This is a genomic window from Parafannyhessea umbonata, assembly GCF_900105025.1.
Taxonomy (GTDB): Bacteria; Actinomycetota; Coriobacteriia; order Coriobacteriales; family Atopobiaceae; genus Parafannyhessea; species Parafannyhessea umbonata.
Genome location: NZ_LT629759.1, coordinates 1,173,984 through 1,186,795 on the forward strand (window position 1 = coordinate 1,173,984; position 12,812 = coordinate 1,186,795).

General features: G+C 65.7%; 9 protein-coding genes. 2 read left to right on the forward strand and 7 right to left on the reverse strand.

Features of this window, described 5'->3' with window-relative positions:
- The first annotated feature begins 16 nt into the window (after positions 1–16).
- Both BLT96_RS05410 and BLT96_RS05415 read left to right on the forward strand, forming a co-directional pair.
- Positions 17–1,228, forward strand: coding sequence for a glycerate kinase family protein (locus BLT96_RS05410; protein ID WP_090862301.1), 1,212 nt, complete (start codon positions 17–19; stop codon positions 1,226–1,228).
- An 84-nt stretch (positions 1,229–1,312) separates the two neighbouring features.
- A complete protein-coding gene (locus BLT96_RS05415) occupies positions 1,313–2,281 on the forward strand; it encodes a 3'-5' exonuclease (protein WP_090862304.1) in 969 nt (322 codons plus the stop codon).
- Between the two features lie 84 nt (positions 2,282–2,365).
- Here BLT96_RS05415 and BLT96_RS05420 read toward each other — a convergent pair whose 3' ends face one another.
- From BLT96_RS05420 to BLT96_RS05450, 7 genes are all read right to left on the reverse strand, one after another.
- Positions 2,366–4,099 (reverse strand): alpha-glucosidase, encoded by a 1,734-nt coding sequence (locus BLT96_RS05420; protein WP_090862307.1) that lies wholly within the window; start codon positions 4,097–4,099, stop codon positions 2,366–2,368.
- A 734-nt stretch (positions 4,100–4,833) separates the two neighbouring features.
- Positions 4,834–5,094 carry a hypothetical protein gene (locus BLT96_RS05425; RefSeq protein WP_090862310.1) on the reverse strand — a complete coding sequence of 87 codons (261 nt, stop codon included), beginning with the start codon at positions 5,092–5,094 and terminating at the stop codon, positions 4,834–4,836.
- Complete coding sequence (locus tag BLT96_RS05430) at positions 5,091–6,212, reverse strand: hypothetical protein (RefSeq protein ID WP_090862312.1); 1,122 nt, start codon at positions 6,210–6,212, stop codon at positions 5,091–5,093. Before BLT96_RS05430 ends, BLT96_RS05425 begins: the two co-directional genes overlap by 4 nt.
- 244 nt (positions 6,213–6,456) lie before the next feature.
- Positions 6,457–8,232, reverse strand: coding sequence for an ABC transporter family substrate-binding protein (locus BLT96_RS05435; RefSeq protein WP_172824988.1), 1,776 nt, complete (start codon positions 8,230–8,232; stop codon positions 6,457–6,459).
- A 269-nt stretch (positions 8,233–8,501) separates the two neighbouring features.
- A complete protein-coding gene (locus BLT96_RS05440) occupies positions 8,502–10,523 on the reverse strand; it encodes a dipeptide ABC transporter ATP-binding protein (protein WP_090862315.1) in 2,022 nt (673 codons plus the stop codon).
- A 12-nt stretch (positions 10,524–10,535) separates the two neighbouring features.
- Positions 10,536–11,513, reverse strand: coding sequence for an ABC transporter permease (locus BLT96_RS05445; RefSeq protein WP_172824989.1), 978 nt, complete (start codon positions 11,511–11,513; stop codon positions 10,536–10,538).
- A 10-nt stretch (positions 11,514–11,523) separates the two neighbouring features.
- Positions 11,524–12,516 carry an ABC transporter permease gene (locus tag BLT96_RS05450; RefSeq protein WP_090846251.1) on the reverse strand — a complete coding sequence of 331 codons (993 nt, stop codon included), beginning with the start codon at positions 12,514–12,516 and terminating at the stop codon, positions 11,524–11,526.
- Positions 12,517–12,812 lie beyond the last annotated feature (296 nt).

A 12,812-nucleotide genomic window follows, 5' to 3' on the forward strand; every position in this document is an offset into this window, starting at 1 on the left:
TAAGCGAGGAGGGACGATGCCACGCTTTCTGTTCGCATCGGATTCGTTCAAGGGCACGCTGAGCTCCGCCCAGACGGCAGAGCTCCTTGCCGCCTCGGCGCGACGGCACTTCCCCGGCTGCCGCACGCAAGCCATCCCCATGGCAGACGGCGGAGAGGGCACCGCACGGGCGCTCGCCCTCGCACAGGGTGGCCGCATGGTGCACTCAGCGGCGCACGACGCCCTCGGCAGGCCGATCGTGGCCTCCTACGCGCTCCTCCCCCACGGGCGCGCCGTGATAGAGATGGCCGCGGCGGCGGGCCTTCCCCTCGTGGCGCCTGCAGAGCGCGACGTTGAGGCCGCAAGCACCGCGGGCGTGGGCGAGCTCGTCAAGGACGCGCTCGACCGCGGCGCGCGCGACGTCACCATCGCCCTCGGCGGCAGCGCCACAAACGATGGCGGCATGGGCTGCATGCGCGCGCTGGGGTTTCGCCTGCTTGGCGCCGGGCGAGAAGAGCTTGCCGGCCGCGGCGGAGACCTCGCGCTGGTCCGCGCCATCGACTGCTCCCATGCGGACGCGCGCCTTTCGCGAACGAGCTTCACCGTGATGTGCGACGTGGACAACCCGCTCCTGGGACCCGACGGCGCCGCGCGCACGTTCGCCCCGCAGAAGGGTGCGGACGCCTCGTGCGTGAAGCGGCTGGAGCGTGGCATGGAAAACTACGCCCGTGTGCTCGAGCGCACGTTCGGCAAAGGCTTCGACGTGCCCGGTGCCGGCGCCGCCGGCGGCATGGGAGCCGGCTGCCTCGCGTTTCTGGGCGCCCGCGCCGAGCCGGGCGTCGAGCGCGTGCTTTCGCTCGTGGGCTTCGACCGGCTGCTTCAAGACGCGGACCTCGTGGTCACGGGCGAGGGACGCCTCGACGCCCAGACGGCCCGCGGCAAGGTCGTCGCCGGGGTAGCCGCCGCGTGCGCCCGGGCGGGCGTGCCATGCGTGGCCGTCGTCGGCTCCGTGGAGCCCGGTGCCACGCCGCCGGCGGGCGTCACGGCGACCTTCCCCACCACAAGCGGCCCCATGACCCTGGACTACGCGCTCGCCCACGCCACCGAGCTCTATGCCCAGACGGCGGAGCGGCTCTTCTCGGCCCTTGCCGCAGGCGCCAGCCTTGGCGCGCGCGAGCCCACGCCGTCGGCCTCGGCCATGGCCGTGCCCGCACCGGCGCCGGCTCGCCGCGCGGTGCCGCCGCGCTAAACTGCTACCCTAGGGAGACCGACCCGCCACGCCGCGACGGAGGCGCGGCCGGCAGAGCCTCACCGTCGCACGTTAGGACAACGCATGAACCTCGCACAGGCCATCGAGCACGCAAACGCGCTGGCGTTTCCCGGCTTCCTCGTGGATGACCAGTCCCTCACGGACGAGCGCCGCAAGAACGAGGAGGCAATCGGCCTGCTGCTCGATGCCTGGAAGAGCGCGCCGGCCGGCCAGGAGCCGTTCTCGTTCGCCCTCATCCAGTCGCTGGCCGATCAGAACCGCGTCATCTGCGACAAGTACGGAGCGGCGCGCCTGCGCAACGACTCCAACGACTTCAGCCTCGCGCGCAAGCTCTCGGACGAGGACCTGGTGCGGTCGGTGGCCGCCATGCAGCACCGGCCGGAGGCGGACGTCGCCGCATCGGCGGGACCGCTTCTGCAGGATTTGGGCATCGCGTACACGGAGGCGCCGGTCAGCGGCACCGTCATGGGTATCGACCTCGAGACGACGGACCGCTACCCGGACCGCGGATACATCATCAACCTGGGCATGGAGTTCATGGACCTTTCGCCCAAGGCGAAGCCGCACGACGGCCACACCGCGTACTTTGGCATCCCGTCGCTGTACCAACAGGCAGGCGTGCCCCTGAGCGACATCCACCACATCACGTGGGACGACCTTGCGGGCAAGCCGGCGTTTCGCGATGCCCGCCGCGAGCAGGAGGCGCTGCTGACGGCGTTCAAGGCGTTTCCCATCATGGCGCACAACGCCGCGTTCGAGGACTCGTGGCTCACGCTGCACCTGGACGGCTACGCCGAGGCGCGCAAGGCCGGCCAGATCGTGGTGATAGACTCGCGCGACATCTGTCGTCGCGTGGACCCGGACTACAAGACCCTCCCTCACGACTCGCGTCCCGCGGCGCTCGAGAGCTGGGCAAAGCGCCGCGGCGTCCTTTCCGGCGACGAGGCGGAGGTCCACCTGGGCCTCGACGACGTAGACCTCATGTTCAAGACGGTCCAGGCGGAGTTTGCCGAGCGCAACATGTTCAAGTAGCGCCGGCTGCGCCTGCGCCCGCGGGCGAGAGGGACGCGGCGCCGCGCTCCCGGCCGTCTGCCGACCCCGGCGTCGCAGCGTCCGCTAGTCCACGAGCACCGCGTCGCGGCCAAACACGTACGCGCGTGTCTCCCACGGGCGCAGCGTCAGCTGGTTCGCGTCGTCGGCCTCCGCGTCCGTCACGTAGTAGTTCGAAAGCGCCAGCACGCCGTCGCCCAGGTCTCCGTACGTGTCCGGCACGTGAAACGTCACGGGCTCGTCGGAAAACGAGCACATCACCAGCAGCCGCGACCACGTGGACTCACGCGCGTACACGTACAGCTTCGAGCTCGCGCGCTTGAACTCGTGATACCTGCCGCTGCGCACCACGGGCAGCAGCCTGCGCAGCCGTATGGCGCGCCTATAGAAGTTCAGGGGCGACATGAGGTCGTCGTCCTCCGCCGCCACGTTCACCTCCACGTGGTTGGGGTTCACGGCGACCCACGGCCCCTCGTGGGCGTCCTTCGGGCAGAAGCCCGCGTCCTTCTCGCCCGTCCACTGCATGGGCGAGCGCGCGTTGTCGCGCCCGGCACGGTTTACCAGGGCAAGCGCGTCCTCCGGGGACTTCCCGCCCTCCACCACGCGGCGGTAGTGCGCGTGGGCCTGCGAGTCTGGCACCTGCTCGATGGAGTCGAAGCGCACGTTGGTCATGCCCAGCTCCTGGCCCTGGTACACGAAGGGCGTCCCCCGTTGAAAGAGGTAGCTCGCGGCGAGAGACGCCGCAGACTCCGCGCGAAACGCCTCGCTGCCGTAGCGGCTCACCACGCGCGGGTGGTCGTGGTTCTCGAGGTACAGCGCGCACCAGCCGCTCTCTCCCAGCGCGTCCTGCCACTGCGCGTACGCGCGCTTCAGCTTGCGCAGCGAGAACGGGCGCGGCAGGTACTCCGTGTACATGCAGTCCGCCTGCATGTGGTCGAAGCCTATCACCAGGTCGAGCGGGCGCTCGCCGCGGCGGGCGGCCGTCAGGGCCAGCGCCTTGCGCGCACCGAGCATGGGCGCCTCGCCCACCACCACGCAGTCGTGGGAGTCCAGCACGTCGCGACGGAACTGCATCAGGTAGCTCCGCAGGCGCGGCCCGCAGTTGTACAGCCGCAGCCCGCGCGAGCCCGGCAGCCCCAGCACGTCGCTCGGCAGGCCCTGCGGCTTGCTCACGAACGTTATCACGTCCTCGCGAAATCCGTCCACGCCGCGGTCCAGCCAGAAGCGCATCACGTCCTCCACCTCGCCACGGACGGCGGGGTTATCCAGGTTCAGGTCCGGCTGCGCCTTGTCGAACGTGTGCAGGTAGTACTCGTCCAGCGCCTCCACGTACTCCCACGCGGATCCGCCAAGCAGGCTGTCCCAGTTGTTGGGCGGCACGCGTCGACCCTTGCGGTCCACGCTCCCCCTGCGGAAGAAGTAGTAGTCGTGGTACGGCGAGTCCGCATCCGCCAGCGCCTGCCTAAACCACTCGTGCTCGCTGGAGGTGTGGTTTATTACCAGGTCCATGACCACCTTCAGGCCGCGCTCGTGCGCGGCGGCAACCACCTGGTCAAACACGTCCAGGTCGCCGTACGCGGGGTCGATGGCGCGGTAGTCGCTCACGTCGTAGCCAAAGTCCACGTTCGGGGAGGGGTACAGCGGGCTGAACCAGATGCCGGTCACGCCAAGCGACTTGATGTAGTCCAGCTTCTGCAGCACGCCCCACAGGTCTCCCACGCCGTCGCCGTTGCCGTCGCAGAAGCTGCGCGGCCAAATCTGGTAGAAGACCATGTCCTTGTACCAGTCCGTCCGAGCCATGCACCCTCCTAAACGCACGCCCGCGCACGCGGCGCGGGCACCATCGTATCCCCCATCATTTTTGAGTCCGCTCCCAAAAAACGCAAGGCGAAACGGTGTAAAAAAGGGCGAGAAGTACGCGTCCTTCTCGCCCCTAACCTCTTATTTAGCGGAGCCAGTCCGCATGACCGTTAGTGTGGTATCCCTCCTTGATAGGCCGCCCCCTACCGAGGTGCGACGTCTTTCTCAGGAAAGCTCGGGCCTCTGCCCGATCGAATCAAAACTTTGGTCTCACCCTCTTGCCGACCCTACGATACGCAGGGCAGATCCTATCCCTCAGAGCGAGTGGCTGCCCTCGCAGCCAGCTACAGGCTCGTAAAGAATCCCGACAGGGTCAAAGCGCGCCACGCCATTTCGTCATCTTCCGGGCAAGCGCGAAGCCTGACGAGTGGCTCGCCCGCGCGTCTGCCTTCCGGATCCTGGCTGGAAGCCCACAATCTGGACCAAAACCGCGGTGCCCAAACGCTACCGCAAAAGGAAAGAGCTAAAGGTCCATGGGCAGACGCACTGGATGGCATTCATCTAGGCCCATTGGACTCACCCCCAAAGCTCGAGGCCGCCGCTCACGTTCCGACGTCCTTCTGTAACTGGTGTCAGTCTACCCATTCGCGCGCAATCGATACGTCGCGATGGCCCTGAATTTTACTTTTCCAAGGCGCTTTCGGAAACCCCTCGGAAACGCGGGCTCGGGCTCCCTAGCGGGGCTTCCGGTGCGTCAGGTGCCAGCCACCGCACAGCTCGCAGCGGTACGCGTACAGCTGCGGCGCGTCCTTGCGCCTCGATCCGCGACTCGCCGCCTTTTGGGCCTCGGTCTTGGACTCGAAGCGTCGCTTGCGCTCACACGCGTGGTATGAGCGGTCGTGCACCATGCCCTCGTCCACAGCCTGGCCGTGTATCACGCAAGGCGCCGTCGGCCTCCCCTTGCGCCTTCCCGCGGCGGCAGACGACCTCGTCACTCGCTCGCCTCCGCTCCGGCGCGCTTCTCCTTGCGGCCCTTGCCGCCCTTCTTCTTGGGCTTCTTGCCCTTCTCGGCACCCCTGTCCTTCTCGCCCTTGCCCTTCTTGCGCCTCTTCTTGGGATTGCCGCCCTTCTTGCTCTTCTTCTCCTTCGTGGACTTGCCGCCCTTCCCGGGGTCTTCGCCCAGCGTCCCCGCGGCGGGCACGTCGGGGTTCCATGCCTCGTGGAGCGTCCTGCTCATCACGTCCCACGGCAGCTCCATATCGCACCAGAAGCTCATCTGAAGCACCCACAGTTGCACCGCGCGCGCAAGCTCCACAAACGCCTCGTACGTCTCGGCGCCTTCAAGGTAGCTTGCCGCCTCCGCTAGGATCAGCCGCGTGTCCACCATGTGCGCGGAGCTCCCAAACACGTCCGAGAAGAACCGGCACTGCTCCGCCGCGACGGCGCGCAGGGTCCTGACGCCGCCGTTCTTCTGGCGCGCCATGCGCATGAGCACGAGGAGCATGTCCGAGAGGTTCACGAGCTCGCCCCAGGCATACGCCCATACGCCCAGCTCGCGGCCGGTCGTCGCGTTTCGCTCAACCATGTCGTCGAGCTCGACGGGGCGCTCGAGCCAAATCTCGCGCAGCAGGGACTCGAAGCGCGCCACCGCGGGTGGGGCCATGCGCCGCGGCGTGCTCGCGGGACCAAGGTGGCGCTCGGTCCCCGTGGCGTCGTCGCACTCCACCACCTCGCAGCGCAGGCGCACGCCCTGGCGGTGCCACACCCTCGCGTACAGCTCTTGGAACGCCGGCAGGTCGCACGGCCTTACCTGGGCCACCTTCGCACCCGGCGCAAACTGCTCCATCCTCTGCGTGAAGATGCAAAGGGCGCTCCAGTCTTTGTAGAACGTCACATCACCGGGAAGCGTCTCCTCCCGTACGTTCTCCTCGCCCCAGTAGTCGCTCGCCGGGGTCGCGAACGTGAGCTCGCCGTAGCAGACGTCGGCCGCAAACAGCACGGACTCGAAGCCTCCCGCCTGCTCGAGCGCCGCGACGGCGCCCGGCGCCTCCACCTCGCACAGGTCCGCGTACAGCGCCTGTCCGTCGATGGTGATCTTCAGTCGCTTCGGCATGTGACTCCCCTCTCCGTCGGCCCGGGACACGTCACGTGGTTGATTAGTTTAGAACACGGCGGTGCGTCGCGCCGCGGCATTCGACAGGCGGTGTCCGCCACCCGTCTGCTAGAACGCCCTCGACCCCTTTCCTGGCAAAGTGAAAGGAGCCCCCACCTGCGAGGTGGGAGCTCCTTCTCTGGGGCACAGTTCATTTTGCTCCGAACGGCACGGCATCAGCCGAGCCGTCCTTCGGCAAGAGTCGCTACTTCTTCTGCCAGCCGATGTCCTCGGAACGGACGCTCTGGTACAGCGCGGGGCCGTAGTTGGCAAGGCCCTTCTTCGTCACGACGACGTCGGCGCCGGCATAGACGGGGATGAAGCCGTAAGACTCCAAGGCCTTCTTCTCGGCCTTGTTGAGGGCCTTGATCTGCTCGTCGTGGTCCTCGATCTCGATGACCTTGCCGAGCTCCTCGTCGAGCTCCTTGGAGCCGAGGTGCGTAAAGTTGGATGCGGAGTCCTTACCGTAGATCTGCGGCCCGTTCCAGGAAGAGGTGGCAGTGGAGACCCAGCCAAACAGGGTCGCGTCCCAGTTGCCGCCGGTGAGAACGTCGGAGAACTCGGATGCGGGGTGGTTGTCCTCGCTCACCTTCATGCCTGCGTCCTTTGCCATCTTGATGACGGCGGCGGCGCGGTTCTTGACGGTGTTGGAGTCGCCGAACGTGGTGAAGCTGAACGAGACCGTCTTGCCGTCCTTCTCGTAGTAGTCGCCCTTGAGCTTGTAGCCGGCCTTCTCGAGGGTCTTCTTCGCGGCGGCGGTGTGCGACGCGGCGTCCTTCAGGTCGGAGACGTCGGACGGCATGCAGTCCTCGTAGCCGTCGGCCCAGATCGGGGTCAGAAGCGAGCCCGGGGTCTCCTCCTTCCAGTTGACGCCCTGGTACACGACGGAAAGAATCGTCGGCATGTACAGGCACTGCGTGAACGCCTTGCGGACGGCCTTGTCCTTGAGGGCACCGCGGGTGCTGTTGAGCTCGATGTTCGCGACGGAGGCGGAGTCGGAGCGACGGACCTCGGCGTCCTTCATGTCCAGGAAGTTCGAGAGCATCTCCTTGGAGCCGCTCTGCGCCGTGCCCGTGGCGTCGATCTCGCCGTTCTTGAAGGCGTTGAACAGCGCCTGAGAGTCCATCTGCTTGAAGGTGACGGAGTCGAGCTTCGGCTTGTCGCCCCACCAGTTGGGGTTCGGGACTAACTTGCACTGCGTGGTGTCGAAGGACTCGATCTTGTACGGGCCATAACCCCAGTCGTCGGAGTGGGGGTTGTTGTTGAAGCTGTTGTACTTGTCGTAGTCCGTGGCGTCCGGGTGCAGGACGTAGGTGAAGAGGAGCTCGGCGGGATAGACCGGGTCCTTCATCGTGATGACGACGTCGTAGTCGGTGTCACCGCGCTCGACGGACTCGATGCGGTCGTAGCCGTCGGTCGCAGCCGGGGTGTAGTGCTCGTCGGTGCCGTTCATGACGGTCCAGACGGCCTTGTAGGCGCGGTAGTCGATGGGCGTGCCGTCGTTGAAGCGCGCCTTGTCGTTCAGCTTGTAGTGAACGACCTGCTTGCCGTCCTTCATCTCCGTCGTCGCCTCGGTGATGAAGTCCGGGTTCGGCTCGAACTTGGAGGCGGTGGCGTCGGTCAAGAAGATGTAGGTGGGCATGTAGAAGTCCCACAGGTTGTGCATCTCCTGAGTGTTTCCATCAACGGAGAGGTAGTTCCAGGCGGGACCGATCTCGCCGGAGGGGAGCACCAGCGTGCCGCCGTCCTTCACGTTGTCACGCTTCTGCGGGTTGTTGTAGACCTTGCCCTTCTCGGGAAGGGGCAGCTTGTCGAGCGGGGTGTTCGCAGGGGTGCCGTTCTGGGGCTCCGCGGAGACGGCCTTCGCGCCGTCGGAGGAATTGCTTCCCCCACCGCAGCCGACGAGGCCGAGGCCCAGGATCGCGGCCGCGCTGCCGCTCAGCCCGACGAACGAGCGACGGGAAAGGTTAGACATGGACATATCGAATCTCCCTATTCCTTCCATGCATGCCTACAGTTACGCGCGCCCACGATGAGGCGCGCAAGCTGAAACTAGCACTAAGCATACCAATATTTGAAAGAGAAATGGAAAAAATTTCGCTATTGTGCAAATGAAAGACACCTTAGCGGTCAGCCGCCAAGGTGTCTCTCATCAGTCCCTTAATCGCGTGACATGCATAAAGTCGCCTTCGCGAGAAGGGCGTTTCGTTTCCATTCTTACATGTTCGGCCGGGACGTTGCCCTGCTCCCCTACCCGCGCCTCGTGAGGCTCGATGCACTCACGAGCTCGCCGTCCTTGTAGACGAGGCGCTCGCGCGTGCGCTCGATCTTCGGGTCCGGGATGGGGATGGCCGAGAGCAGTGCCTTCGTGTACGGGTCCTGCGGGTTCGTGAAGACGTCCTCGGTCTCGCCATACTCGACGATCTTACCCAGGTGCATCACGGCGACGGTGTCGGAGATGTGCCTGATGACCGCGAGGTCGTGCGCCACGAACAGGTAGCTGATCTTCAGCTCGGTCTGCAGGTCCTCCAAAAGGTTGATGATGCCGGCCTGGATGGAGACGTCCAGCGAGGCGATGGGCTCGTCCAGAAGCAGGATCTTCGGGCTCGTCGCGAGCGCCCTCGCGATCGCGATGCGCTGGCGCTGTCCTCCGGAGAACTGCGACGGGAAGCGGTCGACGTAGTCGGGGTTGATGCCGACGAGGCTCATCAGCTCGCCGATGCGCTTGTTGATGTCGCCCTTCTTCCAGCCCTGCGCCTCTAGGGGCTCTGCGAGCACGTCGTAGATCGGCATGCGCGGGTCGAGGGAGCTCATGGGGTCCTGGAAGATGACCTGCAGGTCACGCCTCAGCTCGCGGCGCTCGCGGTTGCTCTTGAGGTCGGCCGTGTTCTTGCCAAGAACGGTGATGCTGCCATTCTCGGGCTTCACGAGGTCCATGATCTGCATGAGGGTCGTGGACTTGCCCGAGCCGGACTCTCCGACGAGCGCAAGCGTCTCGCCCTCGTGGATCTGGAACGAGGCATGGTCGACGGCTGTCATCGTGCCCTTGTTCCTGCGGATGAGGCCCTTGCCCTGCACCGGGAAGGTCTTCACGAGGTCCTTCACCTCGAGCACGACCGGACGCTGGTCGCGTGGGACCTCCGCCCACTTCGGCTTCAGCGGCTCGAGGTCGGGGTAGACGTCCTCGAACGTGAGGCTGTTCTCGCGAATCTTGTCCATCCAGTGGCAGGACACGAGGTGTCCCTCGGACGGCTCGATGGGCAGGAGCTCCGGCTCCGACTGGGCGCACTCGGGCGTCGCCATCGGGCAACGCGGGTGGAAGGGGCAGCCGGTCGGGATCGCGGCGAGCGAGGGCGGGTTGCCCTTGATGGGGACAAGGCGCGTGGTCGCGGCGACGTGGGGCTTCGGCACGGCGCCGAGGAGACCCATGGTGTAGGGCTGCGACGGCTTGGCGAACACGGTGTCAATGCTCGCGCGCTCGACGGCGCGTCCCGCGTACATGACCATCACATCGTCCGCGGAACCCGCCACGACGCCAAGGTCGTGGGTGATGAGGACGACGGCCGCACCGGTCTCCCTCTGGGCGACCTTCAGGATGTCCAGGATCTGGGCCTGGATCGTCACGTCGAGCGCCGTGGTGGGCTCGTCCGCGATGATGATGTCCGGGTTGTTCGCGATGGCGATGGCGATGACCACGCGCTGACGCATGCCGCCGGAGAACTCGTGCGGATAGGCGTCGAGCCTGTCCTCCGGGTCCGTGATGCCAACGAGCTCGAGGAGCTCGATGCAACGCTTGCGGACGTCTGCCTTGCGCATGCCGGGGTTGTGGATGAGCAGCGCTTCGGCAAGCTGGTCGCCGATCGAGAACATGGGCGTGAGGGCAGACAGCGGGTCCTGGAAGATCATCGAGATCTTCGTGCCGCGGTACTCGGACATCTCCTCGTCCGTCTTGCCGAGGAGCTCCTCGCCCCTGAGCTTGATGGACCCGGTGACATGGGCGTTGTCGTCCAGCAGCCCGATGAGCGACAGGGCGGTGACGGACTTGCCGGATCCTGACTCGCCGACGATGCCGAGGGTGCGGCCGCCCCACAGGTCGAAGTTCACGCCTCGGACGGCGTGCACGACGCCCGCCTCGGTGTTGAACGAGACGTGGAGGTCGCGGACGCTCAGGACGGGGTCGCCGGTCGGCGCGCCCTTGGGGCCGTTGGCCTCAAGGAGCTCGTAGCGCAGGACCTCGTCTGCGGCCATGGTGTTTTCGTTCTTCTCTGCCATTGGTGTCTCCGTTTACTTCTGGTCGCCGTCGTCGTCAGTGTCGTCGTCGACCGAGCCCGCGGCGCGGGAGTAGGGGTCGAACGCGTCGCGCAGGCCGTCGCCGATGAGCTGCATGCTCACGCACAGCACGACGAGGACCAGCGACGGGATGAGGACGATCCAGGGACCCGACAGCATCGCGGAGGAGCCCTGCGAGAGGATGAGGCCGAGCGAGGTGTCCGGCGACTTGATGCCGAGGCCGAGGAAGCTGTACGCGGTCTCGGAGTTGATGCCGGCGATCACGCCGAGGACGGTGTCGATGATGAGGATGGAGCCCAGGTTCGGGATGAGGTGACGCACGATGATCCTCATGGGGTGGACGCCCATGTACTTGGCGGCCTTGACGTAGTCGCGCTCGCGCAGCGACAGCGCCATGGTGCGCAGCGTCCTGGCATAGCCAATCCAGCCGAACGCCGTGAGGCCCAGGATGAGGATGAGCCAGCCGGTCGCGCCGGAGGCCGCGCGCACGATCATGGCGACAAGGAGGAAGCTCGGGATGACGAGGAGCATGTCAAGTATCCACATGCCGATCTTCTCGCCCCATCCGCGGACGTACGCGATGGCCGTGCCGATGACCGCGGCGATGATCATGGTCAAAAGCGCGTAGGAGATGCCGATCACGAGCGAGCGGCCCAGTCCGTGTGCGACGCACGCGAAGAGGTCGAAGCCTCCGCCGTCCGTGCCGAACCAGTGCTGGGCGTTAGGCGGCACGTTGATGGCCGCGAAGTCGGGCTCGGTGTAGTCGTACGGGCACACCATGGGGCCGACGACGGCGATGAGCACCATGACGGCGAGGACGATGAGTCCCGCGATGGCGCTCTTCTGCCTGAAGAACCTGCGGGCGATGAGTCCCGCGTAGCTGATGCGCTTTACCTCGCCGGCGCCGGCCGCGTCAGCCTGAAGCTCGAGCTCGGCGTTGGTGAGCTTCCTGTTCTCGTTCTGCTCTTCCATTGCCATCTCCTTAGCTCATCTTGATTCGCGGATCGAGCGCTGCGGCGAAGAGGTCCGCCAGGAGCGCGCCCGCCAGGGTGCAGACGCCACTGAACGCGGCGACGGCGACGGCACCGTGTATGTTGTTGCCGTTGATGGAGTTGATGAAGTACTCGCCCAGGCCGTGGATGGCGAAGATCTTCTCGGTCATGACGGCGCCGGTGAAGATGCCCGCGATGGAGAACGCGACGTTCACGGACGTGGGGATGAGGGAGGCGCGCAGCGCGTGCTTGCGGATGGCCTGCTTGCGCGTGAGGCCCTTCGCACGGGCGGTGCGCACGTAGTCGGCATGCATCTCGTCCAGGAGGTACGTGCGCTGGTTCAGGTGGTAGCCGACGGCCGAGATGATGGTGAGCACGATGGTCGGAAGGATCATGTGCTGCAGGAAGTCCAAGAACTCCAGGAACACGTTGCCGCCGGTGTAGCTCTGCAGGCCGGTGACGTAGAAGATGCGCGCTCCTGCCGCGCTGTTGATCTCGATCGCGAAGAACACGACGAGGATCGCGAGGACGACGGTCGGTATGACCAGGAACACCGAGGCGACCCCGCTCCAGAACCGGTCCTGCCATTGGTACTGCCGCTGAGCCGTATAGACGCCAAGGCTGACGCCGATCGCGATGGACAGCACGGTCGGGAACAGCATGAGCTTGACGGAGGCCCCGATGCGTCCCGACATCTCCTGGTTGACGCTGCCGCCCTGGGGAGTCTTGCCCCAGTCGAACTTGGTGAGGATGTCACCGAGCCACTTCTGGTAGCGCTCCATGATGGGCGTCTTGTCGTTGAGGTTCGCCCTGTCGAGCGACGCCTCGATCGACTCCTGCGGCGGACGGGGCGTCCGCGACTCGTAGTTCGAGCGCGGGCTCATGAAGGACGAGGCCAGAAAGTACGTGAGCGATGTCGCGACGAAGATCATCACTACGTAGTTCAGGACTCGCTTGGTGATGTACCAGACGAACCGTGCCATTGGTGCTCCTTGATCGGTGTCCCAGCGTCCCCTCGCACACAAGTCGCTCGCGGAGCTCGCGAGTCCGGTCTGCAGCGCAGGGGATGCCCTCTGTGTTGGCCGAGATGATCCCGAGGCCCGTCAAGCCATGGGTACAGGGCGGCCGTCATTGCGCCTCCGTTCCCGCCCCATTCGGACGGCCTAAAGGCACAATGAACCTGATAGTATCATTGCGGGCGTGTTGCTTGCATGTATCTTGAATAAAACTTGATGGTTTCAGATAAAAAAACTTACGAGAAGAGCCAAGGAAGGTGGCC